At 38.9% G+C, this 25,370-nt stretch carries 23 protein-coding genes; 8 read left to right on the top strand and 15 right to left on the bottom strand.

Annotated features, from left to right (window positions below; all coding sequences use genetic code 11):
• Positions 1 to 103 precede the first annotated feature (103 nt).
• On the top strand, positions 104 to 1,009 hold the full coding sequence (locus ACY3XC_RS10135; protein ID WP_179157531.1) for a LysR family transcriptional regulator: 906 nt from the start codon (positions 104 to 106) through the stop codon (positions 1,007 to 1,009).
• Between the two features lie 67 nt (positions 1,010 to 1,076).
• Here ACY3XC_RS10135 and ACY3XC_RS10130 read toward each other — a convergent pair whose 3' ends face one another.
• From ACY3XC_RS10130 to ACY3XC_RS10100, 7 genes are all read right to left on the bottom strand, one after another.
• Positions 1,077 to 2,609, bottom strand: coding sequence for an acyl-CoA carboxylase subunit beta (locus tag ACY3XC_RS10130; protein ID WP_464868451.1), 1,533 nt, complete (start codon positions 2,607 to 2,609; stop codon positions 1,077 to 1,079).
• A gap of 38 nt (positions 2,610 to 2,647) precedes the next feature.
• A complete protein-coding gene (locus tag ACY3XC_RS10125) occupies positions 2,648 to 3,430 on the bottom strand; it encodes an enoyl-CoA hydratase (RefSeq protein WP_464868405.1) in 783 nt (260 codons plus the stop codon).
• A 13-nt stretch (positions 3,431 to 3,443) separates the two neighbouring features.
• The gene (locus tag ACY3XC_RS10120; RefSeq protein WP_464868403.1) at positions 3,444 to 4,370 is read right to left on the bottom strand and encodes a hydroxymethylglutaryl-CoA lyase; all 927 of its coding nucleotides are present in this window, start codon (positions 4,368 to 4,370) and stop codon (positions 3,444 to 3,446) included.
• A gap of 33 nt (positions 4,371 to 4,403) precedes the next feature.
• Entirely contained in the window at positions 4,404 to 4,616 is a 213-nt protein-coding gene (locus tag ACY3XC_RS10115) for an acetyl-CoA carboxylase biotin carboxyl carrier protein subunit (protein WP_179157528.1), read from the bottom strand.
• 11 nt (positions 4,617 to 4,627) lie between these two features.
• Complete coding sequence (gene accC, locus ACY3XC_RS10110) at positions 4,628 to 5,989, bottom strand: acetyl-CoA carboxylase biotin carboxylase subunit (protein ID WP_464868402.1); 1,362 nt, start codon at positions 5,987 to 5,989, stop codon at positions 4,628 to 4,630.
• Between the two features lie 210 nt (positions 5,990 to 6,199).
• Positions 6,200 to 8,167 (bottom strand): acetate--CoA ligase, encoded by a 1,968-nt coding sequence (locus ACY3XC_RS10105; RefSeq protein WP_464868401.1) that lies wholly within the window; start codon positions 8,165 to 8,167, stop codon positions 6,200 to 6,202.
• 41 nt (positions 8,168 to 8,208) lie between these two features.
• Positions 8,209 to 9,348, bottom strand: coding sequence for an acyl-CoA dehydrogenase (locus ACY3XC_RS10100; protein WP_464868400.1), 1,140 nt, complete (start codon positions 9,346 to 9,348; stop codon positions 8,209 to 8,211).
• A 287-nt stretch (positions 9,349 to 9,635) separates the two neighbouring features.
• On the opposite strand from ACY3XC_RS10100, the gene ACY3XC_RS10095 reads away from it, so the two are divergent.
• On the top strand, positions 9,636 to 11,462 hold the full coding sequence (locus ACY3XC_RS10095; protein WP_464868398.1) for a helix-turn-helix domain-containing protein: 1,827 nt from the start codon (positions 9,636 to 9,638) through the stop codon (positions 11,460 to 11,462).
• 154 nt (positions 11,463 to 11,616) lie between these two features.
• Here the strand turns inward: ACY3XC_RS10095 and ACY3XC_RS10090 are convergent, their stop codons facing one another.
• From ACY3XC_RS10090 to ACY3XC_RS10070, 5 genes are all read right to left on the bottom strand, one after another.
• Positions 11,617 to 13,062, bottom strand: coding sequence for a glycoside hydrolase family 1 protein (locus ACY3XC_RS10090; RefSeq protein ID WP_464868397.1), 1,446 nt, complete (start codon positions 13,060 to 13,062; stop codon positions 11,617 to 11,619).
• Between the two features lie 207 nt (positions 13,063 to 13,269).
• Positions 13,270 to 15,261, bottom strand: coding sequence for an oxidoreductase (locus ACY3XC_RS10085; protein WP_464868396.1), 1,992 nt, complete (start codon positions 15,259 to 15,261; stop codon positions 13,270 to 13,272).
• A gap of 508 nt (positions 15,262 to 15,769) precedes the next feature.
• On the bottom strand, positions 15,770 to 17,980 hold the full coding sequence (gene katG / locus ACY3XC_RS10080; protein ID WP_464868395.1) for a catalase/peroxidase HPI: 2,211 nt from the start codon (positions 17,978 to 17,980) through the stop codon (positions 15,770 to 15,772).
• Positions 17,981 to 18,330: 350 nt separating this feature from the next.
• Positions 18,331 to 18,513 carry a Fur-regulated basic protein FbpA gene (locus tag ACY3XC_RS10075; protein ID WP_095251056.1) on the bottom strand — a complete coding sequence of 61 codons (183 nt, stop codon included), beginning with the start codon at positions 18,511 to 18,513 and terminating at the stop codon, positions 18,331 to 18,333.
• A 201-nt stretch (positions 18,514 to 18,714) separates the two neighbouring features.
• Positions 18,715 to 18,921, bottom strand: a complete 207-nt coding sequence (locus tag ACY3XC_RS10070; RefSeq protein ID WP_464868394.1) for a hypothetical protein — start codon at positions 18,919 to 18,921, stop codon at positions 18,715 to 18,717.
• A gap of 365 nt (positions 18,922 to 19,286) precedes the next feature.
• On the opposite strand from ACY3XC_RS10070, the gene ACY3XC_RS10065 reads away from it, so the two are divergent.
• Positions 19,287 to 19,490 (top strand): hypothetical protein, encoded by a 204-nt coding sequence (locus tag ACY3XC_RS10065; protein ID WP_464868393.1) that lies wholly within the window; start codon positions 19,287 to 19,289, stop codon positions 19,488 to 19,490.
• A 191-nt stretch (positions 19,491 to 19,681) separates the two neighbouring features.
• Here the strand turns inward: ACY3XC_RS10065 and ACY3XC_RS10060 are convergent, their stop codons facing one another.
• The gene (locus ACY3XC_RS10060; RefSeq protein ID WP_179157517.1) at positions 19,682 to 19,882 is read right to left on the bottom strand and encodes a hypothetical protein; all 201 of its coding nucleotides are present in this window, start codon (positions 19,880 to 19,882) and stop codon (positions 19,682 to 19,684) included.
• 247 nt (positions 19,883 to 20,129) lie between these two features.
• On the opposite strand from ACY3XC_RS10060, the gene ACY3XC_RS10055 reads away from it, so the two are divergent.
• Complete coding sequence (locus tag ACY3XC_RS10055) at positions 20,130 to 21,269, top strand: MGDG synthase family glycosyltransferase (RefSeq protein WP_464868392.1); 1,140 nt, start codon at positions 20,130 to 20,132, stop codon at positions 21,267 to 21,269.
• 105 nt (positions 21,270 to 21,374) lie between these two features.
• Here the strand turns inward: ACY3XC_RS10055 and ACY3XC_RS10050 are convergent, their stop codons facing one another.
• Positions 21,375 to 22,202: an alpha/beta fold hydrolase gene (locus ACY3XC_RS10050; RefSeq protein WP_464868391.1), complete on the bottom strand. Its 828-nt coding sequence runs from the start codon at positions 22,200 to 22,202 to the stop codon at positions 21,375 to 21,377.
• A 316-nt stretch (positions 22,203 to 22,518) separates the two neighbouring features.
• Between ACY3XC_RS10050 and ACY3XC_RS10045 the strand changes: the two genes are divergently transcribed.
• From ACY3XC_RS10045 to ACY3XC_RS10030, 4 genes are read left to right on the top strand one after another with little or no spacing between them, the layout of a single operon-like run.
• Positions 22,519 to 23,388, top strand: coding sequence for a hypothetical protein (locus tag ACY3XC_RS10045; protein ID WP_464868390.1), 870 nt, complete (start codon positions 22,519 to 22,521; stop codon positions 23,386 to 23,388).
• Entirely contained in the window at positions 23,385 to 23,717 is a 333-nt protein-coding gene (locus tag ACY3XC_RS10040) for a hypothetical protein (RefSeq protein ID WP_464868389.1), read from the top strand. The genes ACY3XC_RS10045 and ACY3XC_RS10040 overlap by 4 nt, the downstream gene beginning before the upstream one ends.
• Entirely contained in the window at positions 23,686 to 24,216 is a 531-nt protein-coding gene (locus ACY3XC_RS10035; RefSeq protein ID WP_464868388.1) for a DnaB-like helicase N-terminal domain-containing protein, read from the top strand. Before ACY3XC_RS10040 ends, ACY3XC_RS10035 begins: the two co-directional genes overlap by 32 nt.
• Positions 24,210 to 24,962 (top strand): DnaB helicase C-terminal domain-containing protein, encoded by a 753-nt coding sequence (locus ACY3XC_RS10030; RefSeq protein ID WP_464868387.1) that lies wholly within the window; start codon positions 24,210 to 24,212, stop codon positions 24,960 to 24,962. The genes ACY3XC_RS10035 and ACY3XC_RS10030 overlap by 7 nt, the downstream gene beginning before the upstream one ends.
• 169 nt (positions 24,963 to 25,131) lie before the next feature.
• Here the strand turns inward: ACY3XC_RS10030 and ACY3XC_RS10025 are convergent, their stop codons facing one another.
• Complete coding sequence (locus ACY3XC_RS10025) at positions 25,132 to 25,320, bottom strand: hypothetical protein (protein WP_464868386.1); 189 nt, start codon at positions 25,318 to 25,320, stop codon at positions 25,132 to 25,134.
• Positions 25,321 to 25,370: the final 50 nt, after the last annotated feature.

Genomic DNA, 25,370 nt, shown 5'->3' with positions numbered 1-25,370 from the left:
CAAATATTTATATGAACTATTTTAGGTTTTCTAATTGATACAAACAATATATAATTTATATCAAACCAATCTAATTTTTATATCAATGAAAGGTGGAATAGCATTGGAGCTTCGTCAATTACGTTATTTAATCGAAGTTGCAGAACGGCAGCATGTTACAGAGGCAGCTGAAAATCTAAACGTGGCACAATCAGCAGTAAGCTATCAAATTACCAAACTGGAAGAGGAGCTGGGGGTTAAGTTATTAGAAAGAGTCGGCAGGAATATTAAGATTACACAGGTCGGAAATATTTTTTTAGAATTTGCAAAAGGTGCTTTAAAAACATTAGAAGAGGGAAAGGAAAAAGTAGAAGAATATCTCAATCCACTTGGAGGAACGCTTCATATTGGGTATCCTTCGAGTCTCTCCATCTATTGGCTCCCAAATCTTATTTCGGCTTATAAGAAAGTTGCACCAAATGTTAATTTCCATTTGCGGCATGGTTCCTATGCCTACTTAATCAATGCGGTTAAAAATGGTGAAATTGATTTAGCTTTTCTGGGCCCTGTTCCGTTGAAGGAACCAGATCTTGAGACTAAGATTTTATTTATGGAAAATATCGTTGTCTTGCTTCCTGAGCATCACCCCTTGGCCGATCGAAAAAGTCTCTATTTAAGTGACTTGCGAACAGATCGATTCGTCTTATTTCCAGATGGCTATGTCCTTCGAAAGATTGCTGTAGATGCTTGTCATGCCGCAGGATTCGAGCCGAACATTGCGTCCGAAGGAGAGGATATGGATGCTTTAAAAGGACTTGTTTCCGCAGGAATCGGCGTTAGCCTGTTACCAGAGAGTACTTTCTATGACTCTGTCCCCCGGTTCACAGTCAAGGTACCCATAGAAATGCCAAAAGCCATGCGGACAGTTGGGGTCATTACTCCGAAACACCGAGACATTGCACCATCCGAAAAGAATTTCTATCAATTCCTTATCGAATATTTCAGCAGGCTGGAGCAGTATAAACAATAAAACCAAGGGAACGTTTCTCCCGGCCATTTGTGGCCATGAGAAACGTCCCCTCGGTTTTTGTTACTATTTAGACTGGATATACTGCGTGTTTTCGTTCTGAGAAGATGAGATATTTTGAAGAATAGGCCTCAAAACGATTGACAAGTTCCTTACGTAATGAGTTTGCCGGGATAATTCCGTCAATCACCATTTCGGAAGCCAAATTATAAATATCAATATCCTCTTTATATTCCTCACGTTTTTGTTCGATGAAGGCGGCACGCTCCTCTTCAGGCAGTGCTGCAATTTTATTCGCATAAACGGCATTAACTGCTGCTTCTGGTCCCATAACCGCAATGGATGCTGAAGGCAAAGCAAGACAAGCATCCGGTTCAAACGCAGGGCCAGCCATTGCATAAAGACCTGCGCCATATGCTTTACGTACGATAACCGAGATTTTAGGCACACTTGCTTCAGCCATTGCTGAAATCATTTTCGCACCATGGCGAATGATTCCTGCCCTTTCTACCTTTGTACCGATCATAAAACCAGGCACATCAACTAGAAACAAAAGTGGTATATGGAAGGCATCACAAAGGTTAATAAATTTTGCAGCCTTATCTGCTGAATCGTGGAATAATACCCCGCCTTTCACACGCGGCTGATTGGCAATAATTCCGACAGGTTTTCCATCCATGCGTGCAAGTCCTGTAATAAGCTCGCCCGCAAATAGTTTCTTTATCTCAAAGAAGGAACCTTCATCAATAATCCCACCAATTAGATCATGCATATTAAAAGGTGAATTTTGATTAACCGGAATCAGCTCTTCTAATGGTTTCTTCAATTCTTTAGGATCCACTGCCTCACGAACTGGCGGTTTCTCTGAAAAATTGGCAGGAAAATAAGAAAGATAGTTTCTAGCCATTGAAATGGCTTCTTCCTCATTTTTCGCAAGAACATCACCGCAGCCTGAAACCGAACAATGCATGCGAGCGCCGCCCATTTCCTCCAGGGTTACATTTTCACCAATAACCATTTCAGCCATTCTTGGTGAACCCAGGTACATCGATGAATTTTTATCAACCATAATGACAATGTCACAAAAAGCTGGTATATAGGCTCCACCCGCAGCAGATGGTCCAAACAGAATACAGATCTGAGGAATTTTACCTGAAAGTTTTACTTGATTGTAAAAGATTCTTCCTGCACCGCGACGCCCAGGGAACATTTCCACCTGGTCCGTTATCCGCGCTCCAGCCGAATCAACCAAGTATAATAATGGCACTCGAAGTTTTTCTGCTGTTTCTTGGATTCGAATGATTTTCTCAACCGTACGAGCACCCCAAGAACCGGCTTTGATTGTTGAATCATTGGCCATCACACAGACCGTCTGGCCATTAATCTTGCCCATCCCAGTCACAACTCCGTCTGCAGGAAGATCCCCCGCCATGAAGTTTGCAAATTGACCATCCTCTAGTTCAAGCTCAGAATCGAATAATAATGATAAACGATCGCGGACGAACAGTTTTCCCTGCTCTTGGTTTTTCTCATGATATTTGGGAGGTCCTCCCTTTTTAATTTGTTCGACTCTATCATTTAAAGTTTCTTGGAGAGGTTTCATATCCACAGTCATTTTTCCTCCTCGATTCATGTATATTCTTATTCTCCAATATAAGTTGGAGTACGTTTCTCTTTAAAAGCCTGTAATCCTTCTAAACGATCTTTTGTCGGAATCGTCACTTCATAAGCATTTTGCTCGATTGCTAGACCGGTATTTAGGTCAACATCATAGCCTTTATCGATTGCGAACTTTGCTTGTGTAACGGCAATTGGACCATTCCGTACAATTTGTTCTGCAATATCTAATGCTTTATCTATTAAGCTTGCAAAAGGGACCGTATATTCTACTAATCCAATCTCAAGGGCTTCGTTTGCATCAATTCTTCTAGCAGTGAAAATGAGCTCTTTGGCACGTCCCTTTCCTACTAATCTTGGTAATCGCTGTGTTCCACCGGCACCAGGTATAATACCCAGTGATGTTTCCGTAAGACCAAGTTTCGCAGTTTCAGAGGCAATACGGATATCACAAGCGAGCGCTAGTTCAGTTCCTCCGCCAAAAGCAACGCCGTTCACCGCTGCTATGACAGGTTGCGGTAATGATTCTAAAGAGTTGATATTTTCGCGGATTAAAGCAACCGTCTTCCTTACCTGTACACTATCCATTCCAGCTCTTTCTTTTAAATCAGCTCCTGCACAAAAAGCTTTCTCCCCAGCACCTGTAATGACGATACAGCGGACTGCTCGATCATATTTACATGTAAGAAGTGCGTCGCGAAGACACTCTAACATCTCTATTGATAAAGCATTGGCAGCTTCTGGCCTATTTAACGAAATCAGCACGATTCCGTTATCCATCTTATTGACTAATATGGAGTTACTCATGATTTCACCTTCCTCACACGCTTTTTCCAAGCTCTCCACTCCGTTGAGCACTTGCGGCTTGGAAACTTTTACTAGGTAATGTTCTGCCAATCTTCTCCTGAATGAATTGGGATGCATGAAGTAACTTTTGCTGATCAACCCCAGTGTGGATGCCCATCCCGTGAAGCATATAGAGTAAATCATCTGTCGCTACATTTCCTGCTGCTCCAGGTGCATACGGACATCCCCCCAATCCGCCAAGGGAAGAATCAAACGTGGTAATCCCCATTTCTAACGAAACTAAGATATTAGCCAATGCTGTTCCCCTTGTATCATGAAAATGCATGGCTAACTTATCTGCTGGAAATCTTTTTAATAAGACATCCAAAACTTCTTGGACTTGCTTTGGATTTGCGACACCTATTGTATCCCCGAGAGACAGCTCCGCAATCCCCATTTCAAATAATGCTTCGGAAACTCTTATGACCGCTTCTATATCAACATGACCCTCATATGGACAGCCAAAAACAGTGGAAACATAACCTCTGCTGAATTTCCCTGCTGAAATTGTTTCTCTGGCCAAATCTCTTAATACAGGGAAAGTCTGGTCAATACTTTTATTGATATTTTTTAGATTATGAGTCTCACTTGCTGACATAAACAATGCAACTTCATCAATGTTCGCTTGTAACGCCCGTTCCAAACCTTGAAGGTTTGGAACAAGTGCTGTATAGGTGACACCAGGCACTTTGTTAATGCCAGTTGCAACAGAAACTGCGTCTGAAAGTGCCGGAATCCATTTTGGATTAACAAAAGAGGTAATTTCAATATGTTTTAGTCCACTTTCAGATAATTGATTAATCCAAGTGATTTTATCCTCAGTTGAAATAAACGTTTTTTCGTTTTGCAGCCCATCACGAGGGCCAACTTCTTTAATCGTTACACCTTCTGGCCACTTCATTGTCTCATCTCCTTACCACCTTTTTTAAGGGCTTTATTCCACCTCTACAATGACGTCGCCTTCATTTACAAAATCGCCTTCATTCACTTTTACTTCTTTCACCGTTCCAGAGAATTCAGCTTCAATCGGAATTTCCATTTTCATCGATTCTAAAATCACAACATCTTGACCCTCTTCTACCTGATCTCCCGCTTTAACTAATACCTTCCATACACTTCCTGCCATACTTGCAATAATTTCACTCATGTTTATTCCTCCTATTTTTGCGATTTTGTTTTTGGGGTTTTAATATACTTGCTAACAAAGTCTGTTGTCGTATCACCTAAATGGAACGCCGAATGAGCAATAACCTCTTTCAGCATTGGGATATTTGTTTTAATCCCTTCAATATGATAATCAGCTAATGCAGCTTGCAGTCGATTTATTGCCTCTTCTCGATTGCTGCCTTTAACAACTAGCTTAGCAATCATTGGATCGTAAAAAGGAGTGACTACAGATTGACCGTGAATAGCTAATTCATGTCGAACTCCAGGTCCGTTCGGCAGCTCTAAATTTGTTATTTTTCCAGGTGAAGGGAAAAATGTTTTGGGATCCTCCGCATAAATTCTAACCTCAATTGCATGCCCCTCACGTTTTATCTCTTCTTGAGAAAAGTTTAGGACTTTACCTGCAGCAATTTGCAATTGTTGTTCAACTAAGTCTAAACCTGTAATCTCTTCCGTAACCGGATGTTCCACTTGCAAACGAGTATTCATTTCAAGAAAGTAGAAATTTTGCTCTTCATCCACTAAGAACTCAATGGTTCCTGCATTTTTATACCCAATTGATTTGGCCGCTTTTACTGCAGCCTCACCCATCTTGGTACGCGTTTTTTCAGTAATAAACGATGATGGGGCTTCCTCTACGACTTTTTGGTGACGGCGCTGGATCGAACATTCACGTTCCCAAAGGTATACTGTATTACCAAAACCGTCCGCTAAGATTTGAATCTCAATATGTCTTGGATTTTCAACGAATTTTTCGATATACATCGCTCCATCGCCAAAGAAGTCAGTAGCCCGCTTTTGGTTCCCCGAAAAAGCTTTTCGGATTTCATCCCCGTTATGGACCACCTGCATCCCAATACCGCCACCCCCTGCGGAGGCCTTCAGCATAACGGGGTAACCTATACGATCCGCCACTTCTACCGCTTCCTCTGCATCTGCCAGTGGATAGGTAATCCCTGGAACGACAGGTACACCTGCTTCCTCCATCACCTTTCGTGATTCAATCTTACTTCCCATTTTAGAAATAACCTCTGGAGAAGGCCCGATAAATACAAAGCCAGCTTCCTCACAACGGCGGGCAAATTCGGCATTTTCAGAAAGCAGGCCATATCCCGGGTGGATTGCCTCCGCTTCTGTCCCCTTAGCGACCTCTAGAATTTTATCGATATTTAAATAGCTTTCTGCAACCCGAGAGCCTCCAATTAAATAGGCTTCATCTGCCATTTTTACATGTGGAGCATCACTATCGGCTTCTGAGTAAACTGCAATCGTTGTAATCCCTAAGGCTTTGCATGTACGGATTACACGAACAGCAATTTCACCGCGATTAGCAATTAAAACTTTTTTGAACATGCCTTTCACCCTTTCTATCTATTATCATAATAGGTTCAATGGTCATTAGCTTCATTGGAAAACTTTAACCTTTTACTGTTGAGGAGATATGTAAAATTCTATACATTTATTTTGCAACACTTCTTTAAGATTATCTTTAACTTCTAGTCTAGTAAATGGAACCAGTCATTTGCCAATCATTTTCTGACAAATAACTGGCTCTATTACCAACTATTTAACGGATGCTTTATCAGCAAGTAGTTTTTGTATTTGTGCTACGGTAGCTGGATCTTCTAGTCCTGTAATGTCCCCTTGAACCTTTCCTGATACAACAATTTCCTTTAATAGACGGCGCATGATTTTTCCGCTGACTGTTTTCGGCAGCATATCAGTGAAAACAATGGATTTTGGAGCTGCAATCTTACCAATTTGTTGAATAATCTGGTCATTTATTTGTTGTCTTAATTCTTCTGATTCTTGATAGCCATCGGCGAGACGGACGAATACGAGCGGAACTTCTCCTTTAATTTCGTCAGGGATTCCTATGATTGCCGTTTCAGCTACACCCTGAATTTCTAGTACAGCGCTTTCCATCTCCATGGTACTTAAACGATGTCCTGCTACATTAAAGGCATCATCAGAACGTCCAACTACCCATAAATATCCATCATCATCTATTAATGCCAGGTCGCTGGCATAGTAGCTTCCTTCTACTTGGCTAAAATAAGATGCGTAATAGCGCTCAGGTTCTTTCCAAAGGGTTCGGCATAGCATTGGAAATGGTTTTTGAATAACCAGATTTCCTAACCTGCCAGGTATAACTGGATTGCCTTCTTCGTCAACTACATCCATAACAGCACCTAAAAAGGCAGTACCCGCGGCACCCGGTTTCATTGGCGTCAGCCAAGCTGCTCCAGCTATTGGCGATCCCGCTGTTTCGGTTTGACCCCACGTATTATTGATATATACCTTCTTCTTTCCTAAAACCTCATAGGTCCAATGCCAGGTTTCTGGATCGAAAGGTTCACCCACAAGGGAAATGACATCGAGACAAGATAAATCAAATTTCTCTAATGCCTTTTCTCCCATACTTTTTAACATTCTTAATGCCGTTGGAGCAGTAAACAGTTTATTTACCCTGTATTTTTCAATGATTTGATAAAAACGATCTTTTGTTGGATAATCAACTGCCCCTTCAAAGACAACGGTGGTGACACCATTCGCTAAGGCACCTGTAATCCCCCAAATATGCATGGTTAACCAGCCAATGTCCGCAGTACACCAGAAGACATCATCATTACGGTGATCCATATGATACTTCGCATATATGTAATTCTGAATGACAAAAGCCATACCGGAATGCACGACACCTTTTGGTTTACCAGTCGTACCGCTTGTATAAAACACGATACCACTCTCATTAGCTTCTATTCTCTCAGGTTCACAGACGATGCTTTGTGCATTTGTCTGCTCATGCCACCAGTAATCCCGGCCTTCTTTCATTTGAACCTCTGAACCTAATCGATCTACAACAATAACCGCTTCGATAGAAGCTATAGAGGGTACAACATTATCGACTTTTTCCTTTAAACGAATGCATTTACCCCGGCGTTCAGTTGCATCCGCCGTAATCAATACTTTGGGCTCGAAATTAATGAGTCTGTCCGTCAATGATTTTTCAGAATAACCTGAGAAAATCGTATTATAAATGGCACCAATTCGAAAACAGGCTAATACGGATATAATGGATTCAGCTAGATTTGGAAGAAAAATAGCTACACAATCACCCTTTTTTACACCAAATGATTTTAGAACATTCGCAAATCGATTTACTTCAGCAAGAAGCATATTATACGTGTAAAATTTCGTGTCCCCGTTTTCCCCCTCCCAAATGAGAGCGGTCCGGTTTCCGGCACCGTTTTTTATATGCCGATCAAGTAAATTTACACTCGGGTTACTAATACCGCCTGAAAAAAAGCGGAAATCGGGAAGCTGCCCGCTAATGGTTTCATTCCATGGTTCATACCAATCAAGTTCACGTGCTGCACGATCCCAAAAGGCCGCAGGATCTTCTTGGGATAAGGTAAGAAGTTCTTGGAAAGCATCGTTACTCCCAATGGAGGTTGAACGCACTTTTTCTTCTGAAGGATAAATGAGTTTGCTATTTGAAACCACTTGTAAAATTCCACTGATATCCATATCATGACCCCTTTACAATTTTTAGTTAATACCTACATATATTAACAACCAATTTGTTTCGCAATGACCATTCGTTGAACTTCAGATGTTCCTTCACCAATTTCCAAAAGTTTTGCATCTCGGAAGAATCGCTCAACTTGATATTCCTTCATATATCCATATCCGCCGTGAATTTGAACAGCCTGATCACAGGCACGCATGCATATTTCTGAAGCAAATAATTTCGCAAATGCTGCTTCTTTTTTAAATGATCGTCCTTGATCCTTTAACCATGCTGCTTTGTAAACCATATTCCGTGCTAATTCGATATTCATTGCCATGTCTGCTAATTTAAATTGGATTGCCTGGAAGTTGGATAAACTTTTTCCAAACTGTTTTCTTTCTTTTGCATATTGAAGAGCTTTATCATAAGCTCCTTGTGCAATTCCTACACCCATGGCACCAATTCCAATCCTTCCGCCATCAAGTGTAGCTAAAAACTGCTTGTAACCGTTTCCAATTGTTCCTAAGAGATTTTCTTTAGGAACTCTTACATTTTCTAGGATAAGTTCTGTGGTATTTGAGGCATGCAGACCCAATTTTTCGTAGTTGTCGATTACAGTGAATCCTGGAGCATTAGTAGGAACTATAAATGCGCTGATACCGTTGATTCCTTTTGAGCGATCGGTTACCGCTGTCACTGCAAGATGATTGGCATAGCTTGCATTTGTAATAAAACATTTGGAGCCGTTAATGATCCACTCATCGCCATCAAGAACTGCTGTTGTTTGCGTTCCTCCCGCATCGGAGCCTGCATTCGGTTCAGTCAATCCAAATGCTCCGAAAGACTCTCCCGTACAAATTGGTGTTAAGTATTTCTCTTTTTGCTCGTGGGTACCAAATAAATTAAGTGGAGCCCCACCTAATGAAATATGTGCTGAATATGTAATTCCTGTTGATGCACACACACGACTAAGTTCTTCCACAACAATGGCAAAGCTGATGGTGTCTGCTTCTCCACCCCCATATTGTTCAGGGAAAGGAAGCCCCATGATTCCTAAATCCGCTAATTTTGAAAAAATTTCCTTAGGGAAATCCCCCGTTCGATCACGTTCATCTGCTCCCGGAGCAACTTCTGCATCAGCAAAATCTCGAATTAATTTGCGGATCATCTCTTGTTCTTTCGTTAAATCAAAATTCATTTATCTACAACCCCTTTCCAAATATTCTGTTTTTTTAGTAAAAAAATCTTTAAAATCAAAATTACTCTTAATGACCGTTTTTTGTAGTAAATCTCACTCTCTCCTAAAACTCTTTGGCTGACCCCCTATCAATACTTTCGAAATTTTCATATAATCAGAATATAACTAATAGGAGTATAATGCTATGTTCATTTCCATGAATATTTGTATGGAAAATTTGTGACTTTTACACAAAAAACTAAAAATGGAGCAAAATGTAAAAATTATTTGCGTAGGGAAGGATGATGATGATGCAAGATACATTAACTCATAGGCAGCTAAAGTCCTTAATCCATGTGTCCAACGTTATCAATTCCAAATTAGATATTGATACCATTTTTGAATCCATCATGAATGAAACAATATCTGTCGTTGAAGCCGCTGGAGGAGGCTCTATATGGATTTTTGACAAAAGCCAGGATCGACTCATCGCAAAATCAGCTCAAGGATTATTTTATCCACATATTTTTAGGCAAATTAAACTAGTTAGCGGTGAATCCATGACGGGGATGGCTTTTGCAGCAAAAAAGTGCCTGATTTTTTGGGATGAGGTAGAGGTTAAACAGGCACTTTCTACATTAACTTCATATAACCGAGATTTATTAGATCGGGCTATTCCGAGTAACTTTCATTTTACTTCTGTCATTTCTTCACCTATTTTACAAAATGGAAAGTGTATCGGGGTAATTACACTTGACTCTTTTGAACAATCTTTGCAGTTTAAGCAAGAGGACATTCATCTTTTAGAAGCGATTGGTCATCAGGCCGCGGTTGCCTTGGAAAAATCGAGTCTTTATAACGAAAAGGAACTAATGGTTCGAAAACTCTCCCATTCCATTGAAATACATAGAAACCTATCCAATCTTGTTGTAAATGGAGAAGGAATTCAATCGATTATGAACTTAATACATAAAACAATTGGACAGCATCTGCTGCTCTTTGACGAGATAGGAGAACTTAAGGCCTCTGCCTGTCATCCGTCATTTTCTGTTGAAATGACCGAATATATGAAAGCGTATGCAAAGCAAATTATTCTAACACTAGAAAACTCACATACCGTTTCCGAAATAACGATAAATGATGACACCTATCACCTAGTTGTATTATCGCTTGGGTCCAAACTAAAGTCTTTAGGCGGGCTGATTATCCTTTCTAAACAAAAAATGAATGAAGTGGATATCGCTGCTCTTGAACATGCGTGTACGGTCATTTCGCTTGAACTGGTAAAGGAGCAAGCTGTTTTTGAAACACAGCAGCGTTTAAGAGGGGAATTCGTGACGAAGCTTTTTACAGGACAGATGGATGAAGTACTCATTCAGAAAGCAAAGAATTTAAACTTTGACCCAAACTGGAACTATGTTGCCCTTATTATTAATTTTGAAGATAAGTTAAACGAGCAAAAGGTTTTTGGAGATTATGTAATAAGAAATTTACTCCATATGGTCAATATGTCCATACTTGGGGGGAACTCTCAAGTAACGGCAGTAAGGGATGAAAATCAAATAGTTGCTCTTCTATCCATGCATTCAAAAGTTTCTTCGAATATTGTTGCTGAAATAAAAGAACTTACAAAAAAATTACAGGTGCAGATTAAAAATAAATATAGGGAGATAGATGTATCAATTGGTATTGGAAGAATGAAGCAAGGGCTTACTCTAGTCCATGAGTCATTTGTTGAAGCGACCAAATGCATAAAGTTTCTCAAAAACTATCAATTTGATCATAGAATTCTTAGTTACACAGACCTTGGCGTTCAGAGGTTTATTTTACAAAATTCAAAGGAAGAATTGCTTGATTTTATCCAAGAAGTATTAGGCCCTCTTATTCAATATGAACAATCTAGAAAAGGAGAATTGTTAAGCACTCTGATAGTCTATTTAGACCAAAATCAAAACATCAAGAAAACAGCTGATACTTTACATATTCATACAAACACCTTAAGCTACCGTTTAAAGCGAATTGAAGAAATTCTATTAACGGACTTAAATGATAGTCAACCATTATTTAATATTCATTTAGCAACAAATATCTATCAATCTATAAAAGATAAAGACACCTTACAGAAAATCGATTAATAATTTTAAAAGGATTAAAGCCAATATATACAAGTAAAATCACGTATATATTGGCTAAATATTTTCCTGTGTACATTGAAAAAAACTAAACCAAACCACACATTTATGAATGTGTTTGATTTAGTTTTCTCAATGTATTTTTAGTGGCGGAATGTTATAGGATTCCTCCATTACTTTCAATCACTTTTTTATACCAATGGAATGAATTTTTCCTTCTGCGTTCTAGTGTTCCACTTCCGTCATCGTTCTTATCGACGTAGATGAATCCATAGCGCTTGGACATTTCACCGGTTGACATACTGACTAAATCTATACATCCCCAGCTTGTATAACCCATCAGTTCCACGCCATCCTCTATTGCCTCTCCCATCGCCATCACATGGTCGCGGAGGTACTCAATTCGGTAGTCATCGTTGATTGAACCATCTTCCTCCATTTGGTCGTACGCCCCTAAGCCATTTTCTACTACATATAGCGGAACCTGGTATCTTCCATAAAGCTTGTTTAAGCTGATTCGTAAACCAACCGGATCAATCTCCCAGCCCCAGTCACTAGCCTTTAGGAATGGGTTTTTCACTCCGCCAACAATATTTCCTTGTGCTTTTTCCCCTTCAGACTTTTCTTGTTTATCCGTACGGGACATGTAATAACTCAACCCAATATAATCAACGGTACCTTCTTTGATAATGTCCAAATCACCTTCTTGAATCGCTAATTCGATATTTTTCTCCTTAAAAAAGCGCTTAATGAAGGCTGGGTACTCACCGCGCACATGAACATCAGCACAGAAATAATTAAACAATTCCTCTTCTTTTAAGGCATAGATAATGTTATCCGGATTACAATCGTAAGAATACACAGGTGCAAAAAGAATCATGCAGCCGATTTTTGCATTAGGGATGATTTCCTTGCAGGACTTTACTGCTATAGCACTAGCAACAAACTGGTGATGAAATGCCTGGAAAGTCTCCTGGTAACGATTTTCTTCATTTTGAGGTGAAAAGCCCATGCTCATAATTGGCATCTTCAATGCACCGTTGATTTCGTTAAAGGTCATCCAATATTTCACCTTTTCCTTGTAACGCGTAAGAATAACCTTGGCATACTTTTCAAATAAAGTAACAACCTGTCGATTCCTCCAGCCCCCATATTCTTTTACAAGGTGCAGCGGCATTTCATAGTGAGAAATCGTTACTACCGGTTCAATTTCATACTTTAGTAACTCATCAAAAACTCCATCGTAAAAAGCCAAACCCTCTTCATTTGGCTGCGGCTCGTCACCATTTGGAAAAATCCTTGTCCAAGCTATCGACATTCGAAAGACTTTAAAGCCCATTTCGGCAAACAAAGCGATATCTTCTTTGTAACGATGATAAAAATCAATGGCTTCATGATTTGGGTACGTGTATTTTTCATGGTTGATTTCAAAGTTAAAACCAGCGGACATTAAAATATTAAGGCGCTCTTTCCCGCCTGGCAGAACATCGGCAATATTTAAGCCCTTGTTCCCTTCGTTATATCCACCCTCTATCTGGTTCGCTGCCGTTGCACCGCCCCATAAAAATCCTTCAGGAAATACTATCTTTTGCGAATCATTCATTCTTTTAATTCCTCCTGGCTGATTATATGGTGAAACCGTCCCCTTGGTCATTCAATAAAAGCATTCCCCATAATTACAAAAAAGAAGCAAGGGTCACCTTATCTGACCTTTGCTTCTTTTTTTATGCCCCTGCCAAGGTATATAATTATACCATGTCTAAAGCACTCCAATCATACTTGTTAAAAAAGATTGGTGCTTTTTTCTAATTCAAACTGTTTGCGATATCTCTTCTTGCCTGCTGTTTGTAATGATGGATTCAAGGAAATATGCTTTTTCAAAGCCGTCACGTGTAGCGTCACCAAGGGAACTATAACCTGCTGCATCTCCTAATACAAACACATTTTCCATCTGATTTCTTAATGTTTCCTCTAATGGATTATATGCCTCTACACCCATAGCTACAATGACATACTCTGATTCCAATTCTGAGCGTTCCCCTGAAATTAGGTCCTCCACGATAATACTATTTGGAAGTATTCTTTCTACCTTGTGGTCCGTAACAATGTTCACATTTACTTGTTTAAGCTTCTCAAGAAGTCTTAATCTCGTTTCAGGTCCAATTCTTTTGCTGGCTTTTGTAGGAATTTCAACATATGTGACATCATTACCAGCCTCTGCAAGGCGACGAGTCGTTCCATGACAGATCATACCACTTCCTACAACTGTAACTTTATTATTAGTAAACTCTATTCCCTGTAGTTTTACGTCTTCATAAGTATATACATGATCTAATTCATTGCCCTCGACCTGAGGGAGCTTTGGTCTTCCGCCTGTTGCCAATAAAACAGCATAAGGATTGAAAGATGTGATTTCTTCAACAGTGGCCTCTATATTCATACGGACATCAATATTTAAACGAGTCATTTCATTGCTAAGGTAGTTAATGTGCCATGTCATTTTCTCTCTATAATTTAAGTCAGTGACAAGGTGCAATTGACCGCCAAGCTTGTTATCCTTTTCAAAAAGAGTAACATCATATCCTTTTAATGATAGATTTCGTGCTGCTTCCATTCCACCTGGCCCGCCGCCAACGATTACAACGTGGCGGTTTTCATCAGAAGGAAGGTGCTGCAGTTCCTTAAACTCCAGCTCTCGGCCTGCTCTAGCATTGATGGAACAAAGAACGTGTGAGTTGCCCATAGCGGAATGGATACAATGGAGACAGTTAATACATTTTCTAATTTCTGCTTCACGTCCTTCCATTGTTTTGTTTACCCACTCGGGATCAGCGATTAATCCCCTTCCTATAGCCACAAAATCTACCCTTCCCTCAGATAAAATGTTTTCAACAAATTGTGGTTCACGAATGGATCCAACTGTGATTACTGGAATATTTACTACTTTTTTAATCTCTTCTGCTAGGTAGACTCTCCAGCCTTGTTCAAATAACGGAGATTCAATGATTTTGTCCATAGAGTCATAGGTTCCACAACTAATATGCAACCCATCTACTCCTAGTTTTTCTAAGTATCGAGAAATATCCTTACCTAACTCTAAATTGATTCCTCCTTGGATAAATTCATCGACACTGAGACGAACAGTAACAGGGTAATCTTTACCGCACTTTTCTTTAATACCAACTATGATTTCTTCGATAAATCTCATTCTATTTTCAAAGCTTCCCCCGTATTCATCCGTTCGTAAATTTGCCTCAGGGCTTAAGAATTGGTTAATTAAATAACCATGGGCTCCGTGAACTTCCACTCCATCAATGCCAGCCAGCTTACACCTTATGGCGGTCTGAACAAACTTATTTACTAGCTCTTTCACTTCTGCTGTTGTTAATTCCCGAGGGACTTCCCCTACAGCAGCGCTAGCAACACTGCTAGGTGCAACGATTTGTTTACCATTAATTAACGAAGAGTTAGACTGTCTGCCTGCATGATGAATTTGTACAAAAACCTTCGCCCCATAATTATGTACAGCATTGGCGAGCTCGTTTATTCCTGGAATGAAACGATCATCGTCCAGCCTTAATTGCCTAATAAATCCTTTCCCGTATTCATAATCGATACAGGTAAATTCAACAATTATTAACCCAGTGCCCCCCTTTGCCCTTTCTTCATAATACGCAATTAGTTGATCAGTAACTTCCCCTTCAGGACCAGCTAGATTCGTTCCCATGGGCGGCATGACAATTCTGTTTTTCAATGTTAGATTGCCTATTTTACCTTGTTTAAATATGTTTTGGTAATGCATTTTGAACCTCCCTTTTATGTTTTTTGTGAAACAATTCACAAACACCATTAAAATATTGAGCACACTTTTATTTTAATGGAAGTTGACTGAAGTTTTGGTCCCTTCATTTGATCGTTTAGTGACAATTGAATGTAAAAATTTTAAAAATATAGACTCTGTTAAAGACAGATGTTGATTTTCCTCATGGAAATCCTTATGAAGGACTAAACTCAATGAGTAATCTTCTGATTTGTCTTTCATTACGCTTATGAAGGACTAATCTCATTGGGAGCTCTTCTGATTTGTCTTTCATCATGCCTATGAAGGACTAATCTCATTGGGAACTCTCCTGATTTGTCTTTCATTACGCTTATGAAGGACTAATCTCTTTGGGAATTCACCTAGCTTGTCTTTCATCGACCTTTATACTGTTGTCAACAATGAAATTTAACAAAGCAAAAATATAAAAAAAGTACCTGTCACCACACAACGGGTAGCGACAGGCAAAGAATTTCCGAGTTTGCTAGCTTTAAATGCCTATTTTTTGAGCTTTCTTCAACTTAAGGTCGAAGCGATCTGCATTCATTACCTTGACCCAAGCAGCTATAAAGTCACGAACAAACTTCTCTTTGTTATCATCCTGGGCATAAACTTCTGCAAGAGCACGTAGAACGGAGTTAGAACCGAACACGAGGTCCACTCTAGTTGCGCTGCGCACTACTTTACCTGTTTTACGATCACGTCCTACATAAACGTTCTCCTCAACAGGCTTCCACTCTACTCCCATGTCAAGCAAGTTCACAAAGAAGTCATTAGTGAGTGTGCCGACACGATCCGTGAATACACCGTGTTCTGCGCCACGATGGTTTGTACCTAAAACACGCATACCGCCGACTAGTACTGTCATTTCTGGTGCAGTAAGGTTTAAAAGTTGTGCCTTGTCTACTAGGAGTTCCTCTGGGCTTACACTATACTGCTTTTTCTGATAGTTGCGGAAACCATCTGCGACAGGCTCTAGTACTGCAAAGCTCTCTGCATCAGTTTGCTCTTCTGTTGCATCTCCGCGTCCAGGAGCAAAAGGAACTGTTACCTCATAGCCTGCATCTTGTGCAGCTTTCTCTATTGCAGCACTACCACCTAATACAATCAAATCAGCTATGCTGACCTTCTTTTTTAATCCGTTTTGAATATCTTCTAGTACATTAAGCACTTTTGAAAGCAGCTCCGGTTGATTCACTTCCCAATCCTTCTGTGGAGCAAGACGAATGCGGGCACCATTAGCGCCGCCACGCATATCTGAGCCACGGAAGGTACTAGCGGAAGCCCAGGCAGTTGTTACTAACTCCCCGACTGTAAGTCCTGATTCTAAGATCTTTCCTTTCAGCTCTGCTACTTCTCCATCTGTTAATTCATAATCAACAGTTGGTACCGGATCTTGCCAGATAAGATCTTCTTTAGGAACCTCTGGGCCTAGATATCTTGCTTTAGGCCCCATGTCACGGTGAAGAAGTTTGAACCATGCACGGGCAAATACATCGGCAAATTCTTCTGGATTCTGATGGAAACGCCGAGATATCTTTTCGTATTCGGGATCATAACGTAGTGCCATATCCGCAGTGGTCATCATCGTTGGAACTTTAACGGATGGATTTTCTGCATCCGGGGCAAGATCCTTCTCAGCAGGATCTACAGCAAGCCACTGATAGGCACCTGCAGGACTCTTTGTAAGCCACCATTGATATCCAAACAAAAGATCAAAGTAACCATTGTCCCACTGTGTTGGATTAGCAGTCCAAGCACCTTCAATACCGCTGGTGATGGTATCATGACCTTTACCGCTGCCGTGAGTGCTTAACCAGCCTAAACCCATTGCTTCAATAGGAGCCGCTTCTGGTTCTGGACCAACATGCGCAGCATCTCCTGCACCGTGTGCCTTACCAAAAGTATGACCGCCGGCTATTAGTGCTACTGTATCTTCATCGTTCATTCCCATACGTGCAAAGGTTTCACGTATGTCCCGAGCACTTGCAATCGGATCTGGTTTACCGTTCGGACCTTCTGGGTTAACATAAATGAGACCCATCTGAACGGCAGCAAGTGGATTTTCTAAATCACGATCTCCTGAGTAACGATTATCATCCAGCCATTCTGTTTCAGTACCCCAGTAGATGTCTTCTTCTGGATGCCAGATGTCTTCGCGTCCTCCTCCAAAACCAAAGGTCTTACCCCCCATGGATTCAATTGCAACATTACCAGCTAGAAGGAGCAAGTCAGCCCATGAGATCTTGTTACCATACTTTTGCTTAACCGGCCATAATAGCCTGCGGGCTTTATCAAGGTTACCGTTATCAGGCCAGCTGTTAAGTGGAGCAAAACGCTGTGCACCAGCTCCCCCGCCGCCTCGGCCGTCAGTATTACGATAAGTACCAGCAGCGTGCCAAGACATACGGATAAATAATGGACCATAATGTCCATAGTCAGCAGGCCACCAATCTTGGCTAGTTGTCATTAGCTCCTGAAGATCCTGTTTAAGTTCATAGTAGTCTATTTTTTTAAATTCTTCAGCATAAACAAAGTCTTCTCCCATAGGATTAGATTTTCTGTCATGCTGATGGAGAATATTCAAGTTTAACTGGTTTGGCCACCAGTCTCGATTGGATGTACCGCTAGATTTGTTACTAGTAGCGCCTCCGTGATTAAACGGGCAGCCGCCTGTTTTAGGATTGTTATTAACGTCCATATTTCTTCCCCTCTCTTTGTAAAAAAAGTAACAAATAATTATTCTTCTAATGGTAGGAAAACAAACTGGATGACAATAATTATTCTATATTCTATTCTACTAATCTATTACTAAAAATTGAAAAAATAACTATCATCATCACAAATTTGTAACATTTGGGAATTCTTATGATGTCTTCAATATAAAAATTCTGCAGAATTATTATAAAGTAATAGAATGTAAGCAATATACTTATTATGACTGACCGCTGCTACTTCTTTTAGCAATCTCCGGGCTCGCAACGGTAAACAATAAAAAAGACCGCAGGTGTGCAAGCACCATACAGTCTTATATCTCGTAACATCTTTATATTATACCCACTGAATAGACCCAAACTCTCCATGCGGATGGTTTTGTAATTTAAATCTTTTGTACTCAGATTCTAATTTCGAAAGTGGCAAATTATTAAGTTGTTGATCTTCTTTGTTGTATACGTTTAAGAAAATTAATTTATTGATAAGTTTTTGTCGCTTCTTTTCATCATTTTTTCTCATCAGTAACACTCCTTTATTTTTCAAAAACTCCGATTGAATATAACAACTTAAAATTAGATTAACTTAATTATAAACCCATAATTCCTACCTGTAAAGTATGAATTAGAATTAAAAAACAGTGCTGCATAAAAGGGCAACCAAATAATTTCGTTTTGGCTGCCCTTCTAGTTAACTTTTTTATGTCTTGTCCTTGAAAACACTTTACCCATTTAAACTGCTAGAAAAATAAATATAAGAATCATCAGTAATTACTTCACCTTCATCTTCTACTTCTCCTTCCACTTCCACTTCTTGAAAAGGTTCAAATGACGTTAATTCACCACAATTCCAGCAATAGCTCCTCGGTCTTTCCCATTTAGAAAGTGATTTACCACAATAAATGCACACATCCTTTTCGTACAATTCCATAAAGAATACCTCCTTTTTTAGATGGTTATCAATCGATCAACTTTAGTATTGGCACTCAGTATTAGTGATGTCTTCTTAATTTAATTATAGAATATGGGATCGATGTTTTTATGTTTAAATATTGAAAATATTATGAATTTTTAAAAATAAACTTGTCTGCATGCCTATTGCATATTTCTGTCTGCTCCTCGCTGTTAGTGAAAATGAATTAGGGTGGACCCAAGGACAGGACCTTTCTGAATTATTATAAAATTCAAAATAAATTCACTTTTGCTTCCTTCCTAGTGAATTTTTAGCCTTATAATGAAGCTAAAGGGAATATGGATATTTCTATCCCTTAATTTTTTAGAAAGGAGGTCCTTAGAATGTCATTCGCTGATTTTAACGATATTTACCTAATTTGTTCTACTTATGAAGAAAATGATCAATCGGTGGATATGGTTAAATTAGGAAAAGGTATGACATCTAGTCCTTCGGTTACAGAAGTACCTTTAACCAGTTCAACTCGCTGGTGGGAGGTTGCAGAAAAAGAAATTCAACGTGAAAAAAGAGAAAAAGTCACTATCTAACTATTCCTTTGTGAATAGCAGGTATATAGACTAATTTCGAATTTAATCCAAGATTTGGCATCCCTTGTTTATTTATGGCTACAGTAGACAGGGGATGGATAAATTATCCTAGCTGTGTTAATAAAAAATAAATCCTCCTAGTAATCTCAACTAGGAGGTATTTTTATAGGGAGCTTATAAATGTGTGATTCTTACTCTTTTTCCGTTATGTACCATCCCTCAGGCTTTTTCTCTAAATGAAATTGATCCTCATCGAATTTTTTTCGGAGCATTTTATATTCTTCATTTTCTACTTTAACTTTGGTTACTTTTATTTTTTTTAGCGATATTTCAGGTTTCTTAACTTCGATTACCAAATCATTAATCATAAAAAACGTTCTTTGATATCTCATTTCATACTCCACTTCCCTTCCCTATTTATATTACTTATGTATTTAATTTGCCAAACATTAATAAAATCCTTGAGGTCTAAACGCAATATACAAAAGACTTACATACTCTTAACATGAAATTAATAATGAAATAACCAACTCCTAATATAATTTAGGTATTGGCGGCTGACACAAAACCCCAATTAGCTATGTACTGGATATATGGAGGAAATATTCCAATAACAATATGTTCAAAGGGGCTGATCTTATGGAAAAGAAATTACTAATTATTTCTTCCGACCATACTGGACATGGACATAAAAGCATAACAGAATCTCTGTGTGAAAGTGTCAACACTCAAAATGAAGTAAAAATCCATGTAGTAGATGGATTTTCACTTGGCAAACAGCTGCTGATCAAAATAGGAAAAACCTATGGCCCCCTAACAAGAAATTCCGAAAATCTATGGAAAATGATTTGGAAACTTTCAGCTTTAAAACCCTCTATAATAGACAATTTTTTTGAAACACTAATTAGGGATAATTTTATAAAATTACTGGACGATGTTAAACCAGATTTGATTTTATCCGTTCATCCAAATTTTAATGGCTCTATCTTGAACATATTAGAAAAGCAAAATATCAATATCCCTTTCATTACACTAATTGCCGATCTTGTAAACATTTATCCCCTTTGGGCTGATACTAGGGCAAATTACATTATCAGTCCAACTTTTGAAGCCCAAAATAGGTGTATTGAATTTGGGATTCCTAATGAAAAAATTAAGGTTTCAGGATTTCCAGTCCGTTCCAGATTTTTCCTGAATCACTCTAATCCACGAAAATTTTATAAAAAGGGACTATCTTTAACATGCTTGATCATGAGCGGTGGTGAAGGTGTAGGAAATATGAAGAAAATAGCTGAAATCATGCTTAATAATTTTGATTGTACAATAAAAATTGTTGCTGGTAAAAATGAAAAACTTAAAACGAAGCTGGAAAGATCACTTTTGGACAAATATGGTGATAGAGTGGAAATTTATGGGTTTACCAAAAATATCCAAGATTTAATGCTAGCTTCTGATATCGCTTTTACCAGAGGAAGCCCAAATGTCATGTTTGAGGCAATTGCATCCAACACTCCACTTATCATTACTGGCGCTTTGCCAGGGCAGGAAGAGGATAATCCAACCTTTGCAGAAAAGTTCAATTTGGGAATGGTATGTAAAAACCCAAAGGAAATTACGCAAACATTAAACCAATTACTTGAAAATGATGGAGAAAAACTTAATAAAATTATAAATAGTCAAAGGAAATTTATTAATGCAAACGCAGCTGGAGATATTCTACAATTCATCCTAAAGGCCGGCGAACCTTACTATGAAGAAACAAATGTAAGACTTCCCTAAATCCTATTATTTTACTATAAATAAGTAAACTCAAAAGGCCGGGAAGTAATACCTTTTTTGAGTCTGCAATTCTTCTACACTTAAAGAACGAATCGAAATTCGCTACTATTGATAGATCGTATGCATCAATATGTTCTTAAAGACAAGCTCTGGTCTTTCCTCTGTAATTAAATGTCCTGTTTTTTCATATGTAATTAACTTGGCAACGGGTAGATCTTGAACTAACTGTTGACCTACCTTCACAGGAACCACTCGATCTTCCTCTCCCCATATTAATAATGTTGGGACTTGTATATCCTGAAGTTGTTGTGGTAATAAATCACCTTCCCGATGACGCAGCAGTCGAATTAAAGCTTTATAAAATCCTTTTTCGGATAGCGGTCTACCGAATTCATGAATCAATTCATCATTGATCAAGGCTTGATTAAAAAAAACATTCCTCAAGTGATCTTTGACTTCTTTTCTACGAATATAATAATGAATGAATTTTTCAAAGAAAGGTAAATATGAACTGTAAATGAGAATTTTTTTTGCAGGCTTTAAATATCCTGAACTACATAACAAAATGATTTTGTTTATTTTCTCAGGAGCGATTAGTGCCATATTTAGCGCAATTTGACCTCCCATTGAATGAGCAGCAACATAAGAGTTAGAAAATCCAAACTTGTCGATACATTCAATCATTAACTTCGCATAGTTTTGAAAACTATAAATAAAAGAAGTTGACTTCTCACTTTTCCCAAAGCCGGGAAGGTCAACGGCAATGATTGAAAACTCCTTTTGTAATAAAGGAATGATACGACGAAACGTATAGGTAGATGATGCGAAACCATGGATTAAAAGAATTGGAGGTTTATCATTCAATAAGTATTCACAGTACAAATTGATATTTCCTACCTTAATATATGATTGATTCAATTGATTTATCGACAACGTGTTCCACTCCCCAACGAATTTATTATTTAGCTTTATTATTTATCAATAAAAACATGAGAATGCAGAAAATCGGAATTCCATCACCATAGAAAAATGCATTCAAACCTTTTTCAAAGAAAAAAATTAAATGATCAAGGAAATACAATAGTTTTAAAAGGAATAATAAAAACGGTGACCTTGGATGATTTCCAGGTCACCATTTTTATTTTTACGGACCTTCCATTCTTATAAGAAAAAAATTTTTTATGACCCTGTCCTTTTTCGCGATTTTTCTATATATAAAGGGTGAGAAGAATTTTTAGGAGATGGTTTGATGTCTGGTTGGGTAAAATTGACGAAGCAATTTACAAATGATGAGTTATGGTTTAACGTTACAGCGTTCCGGCTTTATGCATGGATCTTATTGAAATCTTCGTATGCTGATGGCATCGTTTTGAACGGGATGAGGTTAAAAAAAGGACAATACATAAGGGCATACTCCCAGTTAAGTGAAGATTTGATGTACATAGAAGGAAGATCCAAAAAGGCGCTGGCTAAGAGTACCATAAAACGCGCTGTCGATAAACTTGTTCAAAAAGGACTGCTGATGGTCGAAGAAACGCCTTTGGGAACTCTTTTTACCGTGGTCAATTCCGAAGATTTTAAATGTATGGACGGTACTGATGATTTTTTTTGCCCTCCGTTTCGCGAAACGGAAGTGGAACAGTCGCAGAACGATAACAAAACGGAGCTGGAACAAAATAATAGAAATCAAGAACGTAAGAATGTAAAAGATAATGATGATCACTCAAACTTGAACCTTCCTTCACAAGAAGTCAAGGAAGCTGACATGACAAAGAAAAATCGGATCGAAAGAATTTCGAACAAATTTATCGCTTTACGAAATCAAGGAGTCTTTTTAAGCCCTAAAGATGAATTAGCGATTGAGAGAATCTCTAGATTATCGATGAAAACCGACCAACTAGAAGCTTTGTTAGTGGAAATTTTTGATGAATACCAGTTAAAAAATCCAAACGGAAAAATTAGCAGTGTATCGTATTGTGAGAAGGTTATTGGGACAAAACTAGAAACTGAGAAGAGCGCAAAGCTTCTGCAGAAAAAACCAAAGAAAGAAGCAATGGCAGATCGGATTGAACGATTGATTCAAGAAGGGAAAATTTCATTACAGGAGGAAGGCCAATGACCAAAGATGAAGTATTCAAACTTTTAGTACTCATTGAATCGGCATATCCCAACTGCATCGTTAAGGACGAGACGGTTCAGCTATGGTTTCAATCTTGCCCTGAAATGGATTTAGAGAAAGTGATGATGAAACTGAAAAACTATATTAGAAAAAGCCCTTTTCCCCCTACTATTTCAGATATTGCGGTATTTTCCTATGAAGAAAGTGATTTTCCAAACATCGTACAGGAATGGATGAAGAAAGGACGTGAGAGAGTTGAATGTGACTCTTCAAAACGAAGACTAATACCTTCCTGGCTTGCCGAATATTCACCAAGAAAATCTGTTTGATCCAGAAGGGATCCTGTTAGGAGCAGTCTTTCAGGAACCTAATCTCATTCATGAAATCAAATTAGAGCCATTTCATTTTTCACAGAAGCGAAATCAGCTTCTGTTTCAGACGTTCCGTGAGCTGCAAAGGGAGGACAGACCCATTGATTTAGTCCTCGTTATAGAAAAATTAGCAGGGAAAGAAATGCTCAGCACTAGTTATATACTGGACATTACTACCCGCTGCCCCTCCCCTGACAACTTTGAACACTATCAATCTATTATTCTGAACCGATACAAACTTAGAAGGTTTACTCAGGCCGCATACAGTTTTCTCAGCGAGCAAACAATGGAAGCGGCAGATGATTTTTATAAACTCTATACCGATATGGCGGATGTTGGAAACGTAGAAGGGAAATCGAAACGTGATCTCTTAGCCGAAGTATATGATGAGATGATCGAGGACCAAGGAGACATTTTGGGGATCGATACGGGGTTTTCAATGCTCATGGAATGTTGAATGGCTTACAGCATGGGGATTTGATCATAATCGCGGCACGACCCTCGGTAGGAAAAACCGCCCTGTCTCTGAATCTAGCAAAAAACTGCTGCAAGACTGGCGGTGTGGTTGATTTCTTTTCGTTAGAAATGCCCGGAAAACAGCTCATGAAATGGATGTTAAGTGATATTTCCTATGTAGACGGCGCTAAATGGAAAAACGCTTACAGCTATTTTAGTGACAATGATTATGATCGAGGTGTTGAGGCGATAGGGATGTTAGATCAATGGAATCTTCAGATACACGATGAGCCGAGGCAAACCATTGCGGACATTCGCTCGGCCATCCAGAAAACGAAACGGGAGCACCCAAATGAAGGTCACTTGGTCATCATTGATTATTTACAGCTAATCACCCAATCAAAAACGTTTGAACGTCAGGATTTAGCTGTTGGCCATATGACAAGGGAGTTAAAGCAAATGGCCAGACAATACGAAGTGCCAATCGTCCTTTTGTCTCAGTTGTCCAGAGGTGTGGAGCAGCGGGCAGACAAACGTCCAGTAATGTCTGATTTACGGGATTCGGGAAGTATTGAGCAGGATGCAGATGTGATTATCCTGTTAAGCCGGGATGATCATGAACCTGTAAGTCCAAATCAGAATGAACTGATAAACGTAAATATTGCCAAGCACCGAAATGGTCCGGTTGGCGTTATTAAACTCGCATTTGAGAAGAACTATAGCCGATTTCGGGATTATCAAATGTAGACAAATTCCGTTTTCAATCATTACTTAACCATGGTTACCGTAATGAACCATCATGTTTGGTACAATCGTAACAAGGGCAAGCAGTTTATCCCCCACTGCTTGCCCAAAAAATTATAAAATAAATGAAGATTTGAGCATCTAAACGTTTACGGTGATGATTGAGATATTTCTAAGTAACTCGAATTCTACCAATTCTTCTATTTCGATTACGCTCTTTACTATTCAGTGCTTTTTGTGATTTGTTGATACCTGGAAATGATATGAGGCCTGCCTTATACAGGACATATCCAATAAAGGTCGCAAAGATCGTACTTCTGAACAGAAACCAGATGAATTTAATGCCAATATTGCGTAACATGTTTTCACCTCTTTAACCTTTCATTGATGATAAATATGATGAAAACAACT

Source organism: Bacillus sp. CZDM1 (assembly GCF_055502545.1).
Note: the sequence above shows the minus strand (reverse complement) of the source record. Positions and strands in the feature narration are given on the sequence as shown.